Here is a 16,782-nt window from a genome sequence, read left to right on the forward strand (position 1 = left end):
AGGCCCGTACGCTGGCGCGAAACGGCTGATCCCTCGCGCGATCAGATCAATTCAACAGACCTCACTCACTCGCGCTCGCCGCGGCCGGCGGCGGCGATGGCCTCGGGGCGGTCGAGGACCAGGTAGTGACCGTGGTCGGCGGTGACGATCACGGCGGTGTGGTCCCAGGCATTATTCTCGTCGACCCAGTCCATGACTTTGACGAACGCCGCTTCACCGCTCAACACCGCGCCGATGCTGTTGTCCAGATTGTTGGCGTGGTTGGCCCAATCCACGTCACCGGCTTCGATCATCAACCAGAACCCATCGATCGATTGCTCCAAGACAAGCAGCGCCGCTTCGGTCATGTCGGCAAGCGTCGGATTTTCCGTCACATCGGCGTCGGTGTATTGCTCGGCACCGTTGACGTCGGTCGTCGGATCATAGCCTCCGTCGGCGGTCGCATACGGCAGGTGACCGCCCTTGGTCCCAAAGAACCCGAGCAGACGTTCCTGGTTGTCGGCTGCCGCCTGGGCCGCTTGACGCAACAACTTGCGTCCCGATTTGCCCGGCGTTCGCTGCACGACGCGGTAGTTGCCACCGTTTTGCAGGTCGGCCGCATGCAAATCGTCTTCGTGCAGGTACGGGTTGCCTTGCGCGAAATTCATTCCCTGCTTTTCGTCTTCGTCCTCGTGTTCTCCCCAACCGCCACCCAACAGCACATCGACACCGGGCAAGGGGTCATTGCGGTGCGATGCGGAAGCCAATCCGATCAAATCGCGGGACAGGTCCTGATAGTCTTTTCGCGAAACGTTGTTGGCATAGGCGGCGGCAGACGTCGCGTGGCTGACCGGAACACTGGTCACGACGCCCACCATGAAGTCTTGGTCCCGCTGCAATTGTCGAGCGATCGGAACGACTTGTGATCCGTCGAGCGCGACATTGATCGCCCCGTTGTATGTCTTGATGCCGCTGCACAAGGTGGTGGCCGACGCGGCGGAATCGGTCACGGTGTGGGGCCGCGAAAGGTCTGCGCCGATGAAGTATCCGCTGCCATTGTGCTCATCCCAAGGTGTTCGGCCGCCGAGTCGGACGTCGTATCCGAAGTGCATTTTTTCACTGACGCTGATCACACGCTGTGCGTCGACGTCCGTGGTCGCATCCTCCGCCGCCGCGCTCGTTCCGAGCAATCCGAAGTCCGTTTGCGTGCGGCGGTCGTCTTGAAACGCCAACCCCGTCCCACGCCCCGATTCATACGCGATGCGTCCGGTCTTGTAGATCGCCGCGGCGCGTGACGTTTGCCAATCCATGCCGTCAAAGAGGATCAAGATGATGTTGCTGTAACCGGCATCAATGGCTGCTTGCTGCAACTGATACACGTCGACCTGGTCATAGTACATTGCGGTGGGATTCACCGAGCTTTCGTCCGCGGACCGATCCAACACCTTCAAGCGATCGGCGTCGGCGTACACACTGCCTCGCTCGCGCCAATCGGAGAGCGTCAACCCGAATGTGTAGACGGGCACCAAGCGGTTGCTGTGATCGGTCCAGCTGCTGTACTTCGATGCATCCACGCCCCAGTGTCCATAGACGGGAACCTTGCCCTCGGACGATCGGGTCTGCAGCTCACACATCGGATCGCTGTGTTGCGCCGCCTTAGGCTGGGCACTTGCCAGGTCCCGTTTTGCCGGCCCACCCGGCGCCGGTTCCTCCGCCGACACGACGCCGGTGAACGAAACGATCGCCACCGGCAACCAGATCAACCATCGGAAAGCGACGAAGAAACGCGGATCAGCACCTGCTTGGCAAGGACGCATTTGTGTGAAGATTTAATGAAGGAAAGGAGCCTCCCTTTCCGACTCCGCAACGTTGACAGAGCACTCGGAACGAAGGGGGCAATTGCGGCGACCAGAATAGTCGTTCTTGACCCGTTCTCCGAGTGGGGCTCACCCCAATTCTCGAATGCTAACCGAACCTTCAGACGCAACGACGATGTGGTCCAAAACCGTGATCCCCAGCAGCTTGCCGACTTCGGTCATTCGATCGGTCACCTGATGGTCTTCGCGGCTCGGTGTCGCATCCCCTGACGGATGGTTGTGCACCAGGATGACCGCCGATGCCGAGTCTCGGATGGCCGGCCGAAAGACTTCACGGGGATGCACCAAACTGGCGTCCAATGTCCCACGCGTGATCAAGTGCGTGTTGATCGGCAGGTGCTTGGTACTCAGTGTGACGATATGGAACTCCTCCTGGACGCCGCTGATCGCCAGCCCGCTGAAGGCATCATCACAGAACTCGACCGCGGCACTGGTGCTGGTGATCGGCGCGTGGGCCCGGCGGTGCAGCTGTTCGTGACGCGCGACGCGACGGCCCAGTTCGATCCCTGCCATGATCGCGGCGTAGCTGGTGACCGTGATCGCGGGGCTGATGTTCCGCAGCTCGTCTTTGCCGCTGCGTCGCAAATCGGAGAGTTTCTCCGAGTAGTTTTTGGAAAGCCGTCGCCCCGCTTTGATCGCCGATTCGCCCTTGACGCCTACCCGGATCAAAATCGCCAGTAAGTCGGCGTCGCTGAGTGCGTCCGCACCGGCGGCCAGCAGTCGTTCCCGCGGTCGTTCCTGCGCGGGTTGGGCGGTGACCTGATTGCCGCTGACCTGTCGATCGATCCAGTGCGACGGATCGACGCGGACCTGAGCGTTTCGCCAGGCATAGGTTTCCTGGTCGGAGGACTCATAGCGGTCCAGGATTCCTTCGCGGACCAGGTCTTTGAGCGCCGAGGTGACGAACTGGGGCGTCAGATCGGCACAACGTTCGCGCGCTTGCTGTTTTGAAAACGCACTGATCGGTGCGAGTGTGGCAAACAGTTGACGAAGTTTTTCTTTGCGTTTGAGTTGCTGCCCCATGGCCGGATCTCGCGGATTCCCTGCGTGAGGATCGGGTCTCGTTTTTCAAGATCGTAACGAAACCGAGATCGCCCGTGGGGCCATGCCCTCGGTCAACGGAAGGGCACGTAAGAAATCGCGACTTCATGGGCGATCTTCAATCGCTCCAGCTGTTCCGCCGTCGGCTGCTTCACGCGGGCCGCTTCGGCGATGTAGTCGTGAAGCACCTTGGGGATTCGCGCCAGTGTGGTTCGTTTCTGGTCGCCACTTTGTTGACTGTAGACGATCGTTGGCAGTGGTTTGAACAGGTCGCCGGAGTGATGGATTTCAAAGAACGCTTGGTCGCCCTTGGCCACCAGTTGCTTCGTGACCTGTCGATACTGGCGAACGAGTGCGAGATTCTTCTTGCGCAGCTGTTGTTCGGTTTCCGCGTCGGCTTTCGATTCCCCTTCCCCTTCCCCTTCCCCTTCCCCTTCGCCGCCGGATGATGCTTCCTCCGCCGCCGCATTCTGGCCAGCGTCGCCTTGCGGGTTGGGGTTGGAGATCATCGTGATCAGGTCGGCCAAATCTTGTCCGCCGAATGCGTCGTCATGGTAAACCACTTCGACATCGCAGTAGCGGTTGTTACGGTCAGGGTTCAGGACGTACGTGGGGGATCGGAACGAGTTCTTGCCGGCATCCAAGGTGTGCGTCTCTTCGTAAACCACCTCGTCGCCGCGTTTGACTTTGAAGTGCCGCTCGCCCAGCGGCAGTTTCAGTCGTCGGCAGCGGCCCGGTCCGATCCTGGCCTGCTATTTGTCATCGACAAACACCACAATCAATTCATCCGAACCGTTGTCCACATGCACGTAGCCTTCGGTGGGTTCTGCGCATCCGGGAATCACCACGAGCAAGGCGATGCAACACGCAGCGATGGAAAGGTAGTGGCGACGATTCACGGTACTGGCCCTATGACGGAAAGGATTGGGGGGGAACGCGTTTCCAAACGTAGGACGGTGATGGGGGCGGCGGGGCAGCGTCAATTTGCCCCAGGCGTCTTTCGATCGGGACGTGTTGGACCGGTTGTCGGGAAAGATGGGTTTGGGGAATCGGCGTGACACCCAAGATGTTGCCCGACGAATTCGAGGCCGGCGACGGGCGGATTCCGCTGAACCGTTCGGGGACCTATGTCCGTGGCGTTTCGGGATCGCTGGCCCCCTCATCCCCAACCCTTCTCCCCCGCAAAGCCGGTGGAGAAGGGAGCCCGCGTATGTTGCGCGGGTACGAAGGTAATCCGAGGAAAAAACTCAGATCAGCAGGGATGTCACTCGGCTGCGCTGCGGTCACGACCAGGACTGTCCGAGCTGCTAGAATGCGGGCGAACGGTTGTCGCGAGCCCGACGCTGCGGTTTTACCCACGGATGCCGCCGGGAGTCGTTCATTTTCCGACGGACAAGCTCAGTCAACGCCGTCAGTGTATCTACCCTTCCCCCCTTCCCTCCTAGACGAACGAACTGATTTGACGATGAAGTCTGCCTACGATTGTGTTGTCATTGGTGCAGGACCGGCCGGTGGATCGGCGGCTTCGATTACGGCCGAGGCCGGCCTTGAAACGCTGTTGATCGAACGTGAACGTGTGCCGCGGTTCCACGTGGGCGAGTCGTTGATGCCGGAAACCTTTTGGCCACTGCAGCGACTGGGGCTGAACGATCGTGTTCGCGGCGCCGGTTGGCAGGTGAAAAAGAGTGTGCAATTCGTCACCCACCGCGGCACCGAATCGGCACCGTTCTTTTTCCGCCAACACGATGACCGTGATTGCAGCGACACCTGGCAGGTGGAACGCAGTGAATTCGACAAAATGCTGTTTGACCGAGCGGCCGAGCTTGGCGCCGACTGCTACGACGAAACCCGCGTGACCGACGTGCGTTTTGACGGGAACGGCAAAGCGGTCGGGGTCGTCGTGAAAGACCATCACGGCCAATCCAGAGAAATCGACTGCAAGGTCGTCATCGATGCGACCGGCCAACAATCCTTGATCGCCAATAAGTTGGGACTCAAAGAGGTCAACCCAGACCTGAAGAAGGCGGCGATCTGGGGTTATTATCGCGATGCGGTGCGGGGCGACGGCGACAACGCGGGCGCGACAATCATCCTGCAAACCGAATCGCAACAATCGTGGTTCTGGTTCATTCCGCTGTCACGCGGCATCACCAGCATCGGATGCGTCGGCGACAACGACTACTTGCTGAAAGGCCGTGGAACCCCGGAACAGATCTATGCCGAGGAATTGGATCGCTGCCCGGGGCTGAAATCGCGTTTGGAGAGCGCGACGCGACTGGGAGGCCTGAAGACGGCCAAAGAATTCTCGTACATGACCAAACAACATGCCGGCGAAGGCTGGGTGCTGATCGGCGACGCCTTTGGGTTCATCGACCCGGTCTACTCCTCCGGGGTTTATTTCGCGCTCGAGATGGGTGTCCGGGCGGGCGATTCCGTCGTCCAGGGCTTGCGCGAAAACAACCTGTCCGGTGAGAAACTCGCCGAGTGGGCAGAGGATTTCAAGGAAGGAGCAATGTGGGTGCGGAAGCTCGTGCACGCCTTCTACACCAAAGAATTCAGCATCGGTCGGTTCATGAAAGAACATCCGGAACACCGCGGGACGTTGACCGACGTGCTGATCGGTCGCGTCTTCAACGAAGCTGCCGGCAGAATGTTCGACGACATGGAAAAATCGATCGAGAAAGCCAAGACGATGATGGCGTCGTAGCGGAACTCGCCAAGAGTTTCCGCTCTCAAGGCCCACCCGTGAAAGCCTAGGCGGCTGCCGCTACGCTCTGAATGTGGCGGACAGGACTCTCGGATGGACATCGCCATTCAGAAGTGGACCTTAATCTTCACCTCCTACGTGCCTACGGCAGTCCGCCCATGCCCATCTCCGTCAAAGCTGTCGCTGTCGTCGTGTTCCTCAGCGTTCTGCCGTGCGCTGCGTCCGCCCAGACTCCGCCGCCGGAGACGCAACCGGTACTGTTGCAGATGGTGCGCGACGATGCGGTTCATCAGGAGTTGGACTTGTCGGAAGATCAGATCCGCCAAGTCTTCGCCGCCCTGGAGCCGATCGATGGGCCATGGTTCCGCGCCCGTATTCTTCCGGCTCAAGAGAGGATCGAGGCAATCAGCCAATTGACCGATCAACTCAACGATGCTTTGACCAGATTCCTGGATTCAAAACAACTGGAGCGATTGGACCAGCTGCAAAATCAGGCTCTCGGAACACGGATGATCGTGCGTGACAAAACCGCCACGGCTTTGGGATTGTCACAGCAAGAACGCGACGCGTTGTACAGAGTTTTCACAGAAACAGACGAAGCAGTCGCCGACGTCCAGAAACAGCTGCAAAGCCAACAGTTGACCAGCGCCGAAGCCGCGAAAATAATTAATACGGCCAAAGCGGACGAGAAGAAGGCGGTCGTCGACGCATTGACCAATCAGCAAAAACGAACCCTCAGCGCGCTGACCGGACCGTCGTTTGATTTTTCCGCCGTCAAACGCATCTATCCCTCGGCACCCGAATTGACCGACGATGGAGCGACCTGGTTGCAGGGTTCGCCGATCCAATTGGGGGATTTAAAAGGCAAGGTCGTCGCAGTGCACTTCTACGCCTTCCAGTGCATTAACTGTCGACGCAACCTGCCGCATTACAACGGCTGGCACACCGACTATGCCGACGACGGCTTGGTCGTGATCGGGATTCAAACCCCCGAAACCCCTGCTGAACGCTCGTCCGAACGCGTCGCGGCCGCAATCAAAACCGAACAGATCGAGTACCCGGTACTGATGGACGCGGCGTCGGCGAACTGGAAACAATGGTCCAACACGATGTGGCCGACCGTCTACCTGATCGACAAAAAGGGCTTTTTGCGCCGTTGGTGGCAGGGCGAAATGAACTGGAAAGGCACGCCGGGGGAACAGCAGATGCGTGAGACGATCGAGGAATTGCTAGCGGAACTCTGACCTTTCACTGATTCGTTGATCTTGGCTAGGATCTACGAATGCCGCTGGGCGACCAATCACAGGACGCTCAGGGCGCGCGTCCGGTAGGGAACACCGGATCAATCACGCTCTTTTGGAAGGATCCCCCGTGTCTGCTGCATTGCCGCTGCCGCCAGATCGCACCCCGAAGCCGCCGGGCGGCGGCGGGTCAAAAGCCCCTCAGACGCCCTTGGAGCGGCTGCGGACGATCCGTGAAACCATTTCCAGAGAAGCCGCCGCGCTGATGCGGACCGCCGAAACGATCGGACCGTCGGCGGTCGAGGCGGCGGAATTGACGGCAGCCTGCAGCGGAAACGTCGTCGTGACCGGAGTCGGCAAAGCAGGCTTGGTCGGCAAGAAACTCGTCGCGACCCTCGCCAGCACGGGAACACCGGCCCACTTTCTACACCCGACCGAAGCCGTCCACGGCGACTTCGGCCGCGTCAAACCCGATGACTTGGTCTGGGCGTTTTCCAATTCAGGCCGCAGCGAAGAAGTGACGCAGATCGCGTCCCAGTTGCGTCGACAGGGAGCGGGGCTGATTTCGTTCACCGCCGACGCGGACAATCCGCTCGCAGCCGCATCGACCTGCAGCGTCGTTTACGGGCGTCATGCCGAAGCCTGTCCGCATGGGCTGGCACCGACCAGCAGCACGGCGGTGATGATGGCGGTCGGCGATGCGGTGGCGTTGTTGGCGAGTCAATTGCGAGAGTTCACCGCACGCGATTTCGCCAAGTTTCATCCCGGCGGCGCGCTCGGCCGAAAACTAGCCAACGTCGGCCAACTGATGCGACCGCTCGCTTGCTGCCGCGTCGCCAAACAGTCGATCACGATTCGCCAGTGCATGGTTTCCTGTTCGATTTCCGGACGTCGCAGCGGTGCCGTCATGCTGACCAATGACGACGGCCAACTGACGGGGATCTTTACCGACAGCGATCTGGCCAGGCTTCTGGAATCCCGCTGCGAAGAAGCCTTGGACGGTCCGATTGAGGCAAAAATGACTCTCGATCCGCATTGTGTCGCAGCCAAAACGCTGCTCAGCGACGCGATCGGCCTGCTCAGCGAGCTTCGTATCAGCGAGTTGCCCGTCGTCGATTCGGACCGTCGTCCGGTCGGGATGCTCGACATCACCGATCTGATCGCGCTGGGCGAGATCACGCCCGAGTCCGACACCTTGTCGTTGCCGTCGACGATTCCTTTTCGCGGCTAACTCCCTCCTCCGGTCATCCCAGTTCGAATGCCAGACTCCTCTGCCAGCGACCATTCGCTCGCCCAGCCGATCCGCTGCATCCTGTCGGACGTGGACGGAGTGATGACCGATGGACGAATCATCTATGACTCGGCCGGTGCAGAAACCAAACAGTTTCATGTCCGCGACGGTTTGGGCATCAAACGTTGGATGCGAGCCGGGTTCCCGTTCGGAATCATCACGGCCCGCAACAGTCCCATGGTCGAGCGTCGTGCGGTGGAGTTGGGCATCAGTCATGTCAGCCAAGGCAGCGGAGACAAATTGCAGCGTGCGTTGGAAGTTCTGCCGACCTGGGGCTGCGACCTTTCGTCGGTGTGTTACATCGGTGACGATCTGCCCGATCTGCCCGTCATGAAGCGAGTCGGATTGGCGGTCGCCCCGGCCGACGCGGCAGCCGATGTGCAAGAGGCGGCGCACTGGATCCTACGCGCCCCCGGCGGCCACGGTGCCGTACGAGAAGCGATCGAACGATTGTTGCGTGCCAAGCAACTTTGGTCGGCGGCGGAGGACGCGTGAAGATGACGTTGGTCAGCCGCAATGTGCGAAACTACTTCATCGCCCTGGCGGTGCTGGTATCGTGCGCGTCGGCGTATCGCATCGCGGCGATCCGTTTGCTGACCGTCCCCGATGTCGCACGCGTCGAACCTCGCCCGCCGACACAACGCGTCGACTTGAAGGAAGATCTGGCCGACGTCTTTCCCGAAGACGCCTGGCAGTTGGGCGATTGCAAACGCTTGCTGACCAGCAACGGTGCATTGTTGTTCGAAAATTGGCGTCAGATTTCCGAGGACCAGTGGAAACTGGAACCGTTGACGATCGTGGTCGGACGTGGCTTGAGTGACGACGCCGCCGCGACTCCGATCGTTTTGACCGCCAAAGAAGGAGCGGAGATTCAGTTCGCCCAATCATTGGACATGATGGGCGGCAGTGCACCGCCGATCAAGATGGGCCGCATGATCGGAGACGTCGAAATCGAGCGGCGTGGGACCACTGACCCGAGCGAAGCGTTGGCGGTCAAGACACGCAACGTTCGGATCGACAATCAAAAGGTTTGGACGACCGAAAGGATCACGATGCAAGTCGCCGGAGCCCAATTGCGGGGCAGCGACTTGACCATCTACCTGGCCGCCTCGGCGACTTCGGCCACCAAGGCGGAAACGGCCGCCACGCTGTTGGACCGGATGGATTTGGTCTACCTGGAAGAACTGCGGATTCCTCTCAACGGCCCTGCCATTGATCCCGCCAATGTTCGCGTCCCAGCCAAGGATACTGGCCGACCGCGAAGGATCGGGACGAAAGAAGCCGCGGACGAAAACGGCGAGGTCTCGATCAAATGCAACAACGGACTTGTCTATGACTTTGCCCTAGACCGATTGTCATTGCGTGATTCGATCACGATGGTGCGAACGGTTCGCGGACAAACCATCGACACGTTCACCTGCGACACCCTGGATCTGATCTTGCGCGACCCGGCCAACCAATCCGTCGTTCGACGTGGACCGCTGGATTGGATCGACCGGGTGCATGCGACCGGACGTCCGGCTCGGATCCGGTTGACGTCCTATGACTTTGATCTCACCGCCGATGAAATCGATTTCGATTCCGTCGGCGGTCTGTTGATCGCCGACGCCGCGCCCGAACCCGACCGCGCCCACGATGTGACGATTCGGCGTGGCAACCTTCAGGCCACCCTCGCCCGTTTGGCCTACCAGTTCAACCCCGACACACCGGAAACGATCGGAGTCATCGACGTCCAAGGTCACGGGCGTGTCTCGATCGACGACCCGGGAATCATGTTGCGAGACGTCAGCTGGAACGACAACTTCAAGCTGCAACCGATCGGCCAGGCGACCGTCACCGCGGTCAAGGAAATGCGTGAGCAGAGTAAGCTGCGTTTTCAAATCGATGGCGATCTTCAAGCCCGTCTGTCCGACGGCGGCGTCGCCCGCGCCGGATCGGTCGAAGGCACCCTGAAACCGCATTATATCGAACGTCCCGACGACGGAAGCATCAACCCGGCTTTGCCAAGGCCGATCACACAACCACGCCAGCAAGTCACGCGGACGATGACGTTGTTGCCGGAAAGCTTTCACGCGTTTGATTCGGTGACCATCGATTCCAACGACCTGCTCGCATCGATGAATCGGCTGAGCCTGTTCTTTGAGCCGTCGGCCGATTACGGCAAACGAGCTCCGGCGGCCAAGTCCAGTGGCGCGATCTTGCCCGCCCCCGGCGGCCCGGGCGCAAGCCCTGCCGCCAGGTCGCCCGGTGAACTGGCCAGCTTTGTCAATCAACCGGTCGCCTCGCGCCAGCTTCGCGCCCCCGTCGCGCGTCCGCGTCCCTCGCTTTCGGGCGACCACGTCAGCGCCGAATTACTGATCACGCCGGCGGGCATTCAACCCAAAGACGTCAGTGTGGTCGGCGACGTTTTGATTAAGCACCAGATGAATGCGGGCACCTCGACCTTGCCGGTCCAGATGGCGGGTCAAACGATGCGGTTGCAACGCAATGCCGTCGCACAGGCGTCCGGCCAGGATTACCTGCAACTGGGCAGTGGTCCCGATTCCCCGGCTCGATTGCAGATGGGCAGCGGCTACTTCGTCGGCCCGATGATCAAGGTTTGGCCTAACGAAAACGTCGTCCAGGTCACTGGGGCAGGCGAAATGAAGGTCCCCGTCGAATTACTGTCGCGTAAAGCCGAACCTTCGCCGGACGATCCGGCCCAAAAGGGGGCCGGCGCATCGGTGTCCTCCATCAATTGGACGTCCCCGCCACTGTGTCGTTGGGGCGGCAACATGCAATTCGACGGCCAGGTGGCGCTGCTGACCGGTGGCGTGCAAATCGACTCGGAATTCATCAACAGCACCGATCCCTGGCTGACTCGAATGAGTGGTGGAGAAATGCAACTCTCCCTGGCCAATCCGATCGCATTCCACGACCAATCGTCCCTGGCGTCGGCAGAACTTTCCACCGTCAGCCTGGTTCAGACGGAACAACAGGAAGTCATCGTACGGGCCGAACAGCGGGCTGCCGATCTGACCACACAATCCGTCCATGTCATTACCGCTGGCCGGTTGGATTTCTCTCCGGGTGAGGGCGGTCAACTGCTCGGCAGTGGTCCGGGATGGTACCGCGGCTGGATGATGATGGACCAGAAGAACTCGATGCTCTCCCCCAAGGCCGCCCAAACCGATCACCTCGGCGGCATGGTGCTGCAAGGCGTTCACCTGACGTTCCGCGAAGCGATGCGCGGCGACCTGAAACACGAAACGTTGGCGTTTTCCGGCGGCGTTCGCACCGGGGTGAAGAAGCTGTCGTCGTGGGACGAAGTCGTCGACGTTGCACAAATGGAACGTCTGGCGGTCGGCGAAATGACGATGGATTGCCAACAACTGAAATTCGGCGTTACCCCCGGCACACCGGCCGACATACGCAGCATCCCCGGGATGCCGACGCCCTGGGAAATGATCGCCGAAGGTGGCGTCGTCGTTCGCACCAACACCGAAGCGAGGGGGTTGATCGAAGGCACCGCGACACGCGTGTCCTACGAATCAAAGAAGTCCTGGCTGAACGTGCAAGGAACCCAAGGCCAAAGCGCGTTCATCCGGCAAACCTGGCCCGACGGTCGCAAAGGAGGTCAATTGCGTTCCCCACGCATCCTGATGAATCTGAAAACGTTCGAGTTCCAGACGATCATGCAAGACGCCCAATTCAACAACGTCACGCTGCCCAAATAATCTGGCTCTAAGGTACGACGGCCCTTCCGGGCGGTCGCTCCGAAGTCGCCCTGCGACGCCCCCCGCACCCTGTACGACGGCCCTTCCGGGCGGTCGCTCCGAAGTCGCCCTGCGACGCTCCCCGGCTCAATCCAAATCGTCGTCTTCGACAACTTCCGGGCTGGCCGGATCTTCCGGGGCACGCTTACGCAGCTTGCGTTGCAACGACCGCCGGTGAATTCCCAATCGACGCGCCGCCTCGCTGATGTTGCCGCCGCAATCCGACAGCACCCGGTGGATATGCTCCCACTCGTTTCGAGCCAGCGACGGGGCGGGAAAACTGACCTCACCGGTCGGCACCGAAGGTTCATCGCCGCGGGCGAATGCCGCCAAGATGTCGTCCGCGTCGGCAGGCTTGCTGAGAAAATTGACGGCACCGGCGCGAACCGCGTCAATCGAAGCGGGGATGCTGCCGAAACCGGACAGCATGATGATTCGAACGTCGGGGTTCATCTGCAGCAATTTGCGGAGCAGATCCAATCCCGAACGCCCCGGCATTCTCAGGTCCAACACCGCTAAGTCGGTCGGCGAATGATGGTAGACCTCGACCGCTTCGTCATAGCTGCCGGCGGTTTGCACGCGAAAGCCGCGTTGCCGCAACGCCATCGCCAGCCGATCACGCAGGATCAGCGTGTCATCGACGAGTAGGATACTGTCCGCGCCGATCGTTGCGGCGTTGTAAACGGGGGCAATTTCATCTGTCATGATCATCGTTTCTGCGGCCTGCCATGGGGGGATCACCAAAGGGAACGCTTCCCCGAGATTGTAGACCGATGTACCCGATCAGCCATCCCACCGCAGGTGTCCCGGCAAGCAAAATCGCATGATTCGCTCGCCCTGACCATGCAAACCGCCCCCATTTCGTGCGACATCCCTTCCGTACCGTGTTCTGTACGACGTCCCTTCCGGGTCGTCTCGTTCTCCTGTACGACGTCCCTTCCGGGTCGTCTCGTTCTCCTGTACGACGTCCCTTCCGGGGCGTCGCACCGGCCTCCCAGGCCGCCCCCATTCAAATGCCCCAATCTTCTTACCTCCAAAATCTTCCTACCTTGCCACCCGGACACGATGCCTCGCCAATTCGGTGACAGTGAGCAGAGGGAGGGCAGAATGATGAGCGTGCGCGCCACCTGACACCTAACAGCTGATTCTTGAAAGCCCCTAAAGTTAGCTCCCCCTGGGCTGGGCAATATCTGGAGTCTGCGGCGATGGAGGCCCGTAGGCTGGCGCCCGATGGCACCTACTTAATGAGCCGACGGCGCTAGCCGCGGGCCTTGGATCGCCCTGCGAGTCGAACGGTTTTGCGCAGCCCAGGCTCCGCCTGGCCCTCACGCCCCGTAACGACGACTGAATATCCCCAGCACGCCTCCGGAGAAACACAGCCCGATCACTCCAAGCGCGAACAAGCCTGCCGTGGCCCGCATCCTTTCGCCGACCACGGCATTATTCATTGCCCGTCGGATTCGTTTTCGGTCGTCGGCATCAAACGTCAACTCGACCGCGATTTCCTTCAATTCTCGATCGCCCATTTGCAGCGTGCCGACGTACCGTCGATCGACCAAATCGTCTTCGATCCACTGCGGGTCCAACAGCGCATCGTCGCAAATCCATCCGGTCGTTTCCTTGATGTACAACGCGACCGCGGCGGGCTTGAGCACCTCCAATTCCGCTTCGCACAACTCCATTGTCTCGGCCCCGCTGGTCGTCACCACCCAGCGATGCACCGGTGATTGAAGGTCGGGTTCGGTTTCGATCCAACTGGGGCGATCATCGGGGTAGGTGACATGGTCCATCGGTGCCACCGACAACTCGGCGCGTTTCGGTTCGTCACCACGCTCGGTGACCGATTCGATGGACGATTCCGCCAGCCCGACCGAAGCGACGAACGCGACAACAAAGCAGGCCGAAGCCGCAGGAAAAAGCGTTCTCATACGTTGGCCTCCCGAAGATGGCGTGGTGTGGGGCGATTGCGTTTCGGCCAGGGGTTCGCGGCAAACATCCGCGGATTGATCCAAGGAGCCGACATTTGAGTGGCCATGGCCAGTCCGCCGGCAACCAACAGCCCCACCGGTTGTGGCACCGGAATCAACTGATGGACGCCCCAAGCCGCCACGCACACGACCGCCACGCTCCACAAACTCAACCGCGTGCGTCGCAGCGGATCGACGGACTTCCACCAGCGGATGCCGCCAAAGAGCAACGCGAAGTGGGCCATCATGCCCGCCGCACGGATGGTCGAATCTTCGCGGTAGAGCGCTTGTGGCAGTTCATCGCCCAATAGTTCGCTGCCGCCGGGCAACAGCGGCAACAGAAAGAACTCGTTCAACGCATAGGCGAACAAGCCGACGCCGGCACCGACGCCCGCCAACACCAAACGTCGCGGCAAGCCTTCGCCTTCATCGCGTTCCCACAGTTTCCCCAACCCCAAGATCCCCTGTGCACCGACCAGCACGACCAATCCCATCCAGAAGTAGGGCGCGACGTCCACCGCGCTGACGTCGCCGCTGCGAAGTCCGATCACGCCGGCGGCAACGGCCATGGTCAACACCGTCAACGACGATGCGATCCAGGACGTATTCAATTCCGCCAGCCGTACCAGATTGTGCTTGGCGCGTAGCAAGTGCCGCACTTCGCTTCGCCATTCTTGGCGGGTCCGCGGACGCGCGGGCGACCCGGCTTGCGATGCAATCCGGTGGGCCTTGGCATAGCTGGGTTGTTCGCTCGAATGCAGCACCATCTGCCGAATGATGTAATAGGGAACGTAGAACGCCCCCAGGATCGACAACGCCGGCAATAACCAGTGCGTGTTGATGAACAACACGAACGCCAGAAAGGCACCGATCCAGAACCGCGACCGCGGTGATTGTTCCAGCGACTTCCACCAGCGACGCAGATCATGCGCCGACGTGCGAATCGCCCGCAGCAGCGGTTCATCGGCGGCGATCGGGGCCGGTGAAGCTTCTGGATAGGCCAAGCCGACGACGGGATCAACCAACGCAGGTTCCGACTGCGGTGGCTGCTGCGACACGCCGGGGTTCACCGGATGTGCTTCCGAGCGAGTCACCGCATGAACGGGTTCACTGGACGGTTCACTCACCAACGTCGGGATCGCGACGGCGTCGGCGACCGACAGGCCCAACGGAGCCACCAGTTCGGCAATCGTCGCCGGTCGTTTGGCCGGGTCTTTGTCCAAGGCCGCCAGGATGGTCTCGCGATACGGCGACGCGACGCCGGTCAAATCGGGCAGTGCGGTCAGGTGCTTGACGATGATCTCGTGACAGCTCTCGCCGTCAAACGGCACCCGTCCGGTCAACAGTTCGTACAGCATGACCCCCATCGCATAAACGTCGATCTCGCGCCCGTATTTGCCGCGTCCGATCTCCGGGGCCATGTAGTGAAACGTCCCCACGCTTTCGGTGTGGCCGCCCCGCTGGGAGGACGAGATGTACTTGCTGAGCCCATAGTCGCCGACCTTCACAATGCCCAGATCGTCGAAAATATTGCCGGGCTTTAAGTCGCGGTGCACCAGCCCCGCGCTATGCAAGTGTGCCACGCCCGCGGCGATCCCGGCGAACCAGCGTCGCGCTTCGGCCTCAGGCAATCCGTCCGGGTTGCGATCCAACACGTCACGCAGGTTCGCCCCCGAAACGTATTCCATCACCACCCAGGATCCGCCGTCGGTGTCACGGCAAATGTCGTACAGCGAAACCAGGTTGGGGTGTTTCAGATTCAAACACTGCGACACACCACGCAGTTCGATCTCCAGGTTACGTTGAATTCGCTTGAGTGCGACTTCCTTGCCCGCCTGGCTGACAGCGAAATAGACTTCGCCGAATCCACCCACGCCGACCCCACGCCGTATCGTGTACGGCGGCAGCGGTTGCGATCCTGGGGAAAACGTAAAGGACATCGATCGGTTTTCGGGCGGCGATCCGAGTGAGGTTTCGGTGAACGCAGTTTGCATTCTAGCCCCATTCCCCGCTCCGTCATCCGGATTTTGGGGGCGTCCCTGAGCCGATTCCCGTGTTTTGCCGGGCGAATTCGATTGACAGGACCGGAAGAACTTTGCCGCAAATCCGGGTCCGTTTTTTCGTCCCTGGCACTTCATTCGGCTCACCTTGCTGCCGTCGGGTGATGCGACCGGATGCCCGCTGTTCGGGGCGGCAACATCGTCAGACGCGTCAATCGGTTGTTCATTCATGTCTCGGCCAGCGAGGGTGCGGTGATCGGGGACGAGAGTGTTCATGCTTCTTCCAACATCATGTCGAGATCTCCCAGCGAAATCCGTTGGCCCGGGACAAGGTCGACCATCGGCGACGGTGTCTTCTGCCCTGGTCCCCCGGCTGCCGCTGCGGGCTTTAACTTCGCCCGCCACTGACCGTCGCGAAACACCAGGACCGCGGCGGTGTCGACCGAGGTGCAGCTGATGTGGTCGCCCGGATTGGGACCGATCAAGACTGTTTGGTCCACCAACAACACATGATCGACATGTTGGTCAAATCGATGGGGCGGATCGAGCGAAAGGACCGCTGATCGCGAAAGTGGTGACGGTTGCGAGAGCCGCAACGTTGCCGAACCGGTAATCGGAAAGACACTCCCCGACCGGAGCAGCGTCCCTGTGGATTCCCGCCCGCCAGACACTTGCGCGCTGATATTTTGGGCCTCTTCTGCGGTCCAAAAGTAATCGCCGTTGCGGCGAACCAACGTCCCTTCGCAGCGTCGCCAATCCGATCGGACCTGGACGTCCGTGGTTCCTTCCAGACGAGCTCCTCCGACCGTCAACCGGTCGCCGGTCAACAAGGTGAATCCGCCACAACGATCGATCCACAAACGCCACGCGGACGTTCGGGCGCCTTCGGTCGTTGGGCGGATCACTTGATTCATCGGAGCAATG

The 16,782-nt window shown here is 60.6% G+C and carries 13 protein-coding genes; 5 read left to right on the plus strand and 8 right to left on the minus strand.

Annotated elements, in window-relative coordinates; genetic code table 11:
* Positions 1-65 precede the first annotated feature (65 nt).
* The 4 genes from Mal15_RS19445 to Mal15_RS34150 all read right to left on the minus strand — a co-directional run bounded on the left by Mal15_RS19445 (position 66) and on the right by Mal15_RS34150 (position 3,796).
* On the minus strand, positions 66-1,796 hold the full coding sequence (locus Mal15_RS19445; RefSeq protein ID WP_233902892.1) for an alkaline phosphatase: 1,731 nt from the start codon (positions 1,794-1,796) through the stop codon (positions 66-68).
* Between the two features lie 129 nt (positions 1,797-1,925).
* Positions 1,926-2,879 carry a RadC family protein gene (gene radC / locus Mal15_RS19450; protein WP_147869289.1) on the minus strand — a complete coding sequence of 318 codons (954 nt, stop codon included), beginning with the start codon at positions 2,877-2,879 and terminating at the stop codon, positions 1,926-1,928.
* A gap of 92 nt (positions 2,880-2,971) precedes the next feature.
* A complete protein-coding gene (locus Mal15_RS19455; protein WP_147869290.1) occupies positions 2,972-3,565 on the minus strand; it encodes a hypothetical protein in 594 nt (197 codons plus the stop codon).
* Positions 3,566-3,649: 84 nt separating this feature from the next.
* Positions 3,650-3,796, minus strand: a complete 147-nt coding sequence (locus Mal15_RS34150; RefSeq protein ID WP_167546918.1) for a hypothetical protein — start codon at positions 3,794-3,796, stop codon at positions 3,650-3,652.
* A 566-nt stretch (positions 3,797-4,362) separates the two neighbouring features.
* Here Mal15_RS34150 and Mal15_RS19460 point away from each other — a divergent pair.
* The 5 genes from Mal15_RS19460 to Mal15_RS19480 all read left to right on the plus strand — a co-directional run bounded on the left by Mal15_RS19460 (position 4,363) and on the right by Mal15_RS19480 (position 11,852).
* Complete coding sequence (locus Mal15_RS19460) at positions 4,363-5,604, plus strand: NAD(P)/FAD-dependent oxidoreductase (protein ID WP_147869291.1); 1,242 nt, start codon at positions 4,363-4,365, stop codon at positions 5,602-5,604.
* Positions 5,605-5,762: 158 nt separating this feature from the next.
* Entirely contained in the window at positions 5,763-6,848 is a 1,086-nt protein-coding gene (locus Mal15_RS19465) for a redoxin domain-containing protein (RefSeq protein ID WP_233902893.1), read from the plus strand.
* A 127-nt stretch (positions 6,849-6,975) separates the two neighbouring features.
* Entirely contained in the window at positions 6,976-8,076 is a 1,101-nt protein-coding gene (locus Mal15_RS19470) for a KpsF/GutQ family sugar-phosphate isomerase (RefSeq protein ID WP_233902894.1), read from the plus strand.
* Between the two features lie 27 nt (positions 8,077-8,103).
* Positions 8,104-8,631, plus strand: a complete 528-nt coding sequence (locus tag Mal15_RS19475; RefSeq protein WP_147869292.1) for a KdsC family phosphatase — start codon at positions 8,104-8,106, stop codon at positions 8,629-8,631.
* Entirely contained in the window at positions 8,628-11,852 is a 3,225-nt protein-coding gene (locus Mal15_RS19480) for a hypothetical protein (RefSeq protein WP_147869293.1), read from the plus strand. Before Mal15_RS19475 ends, Mal15_RS19480 begins: the two co-directional genes overlap by 4 nt.
* 126 nt (positions 11,853-11,978) lie before the next feature.
* Here Mal15_RS19480 and Mal15_RS19485 read toward each other — a convergent pair whose 3' ends face one another.
* The 4 genes from Mal15_RS19485 to Mal15_RS19500 form a co-directional block, all read right to left on the minus strand.
* Positions 11,979-12,596 (minus strand): response regulator transcription factor, encoded by a 618-nt coding sequence (locus tag Mal15_RS19485; RefSeq protein ID WP_233902895.1) that lies wholly within the window; start codon positions 12,594-12,596, stop codon positions 11,979-11,981.
* A gap of 620 nt (positions 12,597-13,216) precedes the next feature.
* Complete coding sequence (locus tag Mal15_RS19490) at positions 13,217-13,819, minus strand: hypothetical protein (RefSeq protein ID WP_147869295.1); 603 nt, start codon at positions 13,817-13,819, stop codon at positions 13,217-13,219.
* Positions 13,816-16,134, minus strand: coding sequence for a serine/threonine-protein kinase (locus tag Mal15_RS19495; RefSeq protein WP_233902896.1), 2,319 nt, complete (start codon positions 16,132-16,134; stop codon positions 13,816-13,818). Before Mal15_RS19495 ends, Mal15_RS19490 begins: the two co-directional genes overlap by 4 nt.
* Positions 16,131-16,772: a hypothetical protein gene (locus Mal15_RS19500; protein ID WP_147869296.1), complete on the minus strand. Its 642-nt coding sequence runs from the start codon at positions 16,770-16,772 to the stop codon at positions 16,131-16,133. The genes Mal15_RS19495 and Mal15_RS19500 overlap by 4 nt, the downstream gene beginning before the upstream one ends.
* Positions 16,773-16,782: the final 10 nt, after the last annotated feature.

Origin of the sequence: Stieleria maiorica, from assembly GCF_008035925.1 — a bacterium.
In the GTDB taxonomy this organism is placed as follows: domain Bacteria; phylum Planctomycetota; class Planctomycetia; order Pirellulales; family Pirellulaceae; genus Stieleria; species Stieleria maiorica.

Bases quoted from the DNA above. Each gene is read 5' to 3' on its own strand.
- Mal15_RS19490 (WP_147869295.1), bottom strand. From the start codon at position 13,819: ATGAGAACGCTTTTTCCTGCGGCTTCGGCCTGCTTTGTTGTCGCGTTC.
- Mal15_RS19500 (WP_147869296.1), bottom strand. From the start codon at position 16,772: ATGAATCAAGTGATCCGCCCAACGACCGAAGGCGCCCGAACGTCCGCG.
- Mal15_RS19495 (WP_233902896.1), bottom strand. From the start codon at position 16,134: ATGAACACTCTCGTCCCCGATCACCGCACCCTCGCTGGCCGAGACATG.
- radC (WP_147869289.1), bottom strand. From the start codon at position 2,879: ATGGGGCAGCAACTCAAACGCAAAGAAAAACTTCGTCAACTGTTTGCC.
- Mal15_RS19460 (WP_147869291.1), top strand. From the start codon at position 4,363: ATGAAGTCTGCCTACGATTGTGTTGTCATTGGTGCAGGACCGGCCGGT.
- Mal15_RS19485 (WP_233902895.1), bottom strand. From the start codon at position 12,596: ATGACAGATGAAATTGCCCCCGTTTACAACGCCGCAACGATCGGCGCG.
- Mal15_RS19465 (WP_233902893.1), top strand. From the start codon at position 5,763: ATGCCCATCTCCGTCAAAGCTGTCGCTGTCGTCGTGTTCCTCAGCGTT.
- Mal15_RS19445 (WP_233902892.1), bottom strand. From the start codon at position 1,796: ATGCGTCCTTGCCAAGCAGGTGCTGATCCGCGTTTCTTCGTCGCTTTC.
- Mal15_RS19475 (WP_147869292.1), top strand. From the start codon at position 8,104: ATGCCAGACTCCTCTGCCAGCGACCATTCGCTCGCCCAGCCGATCCGC.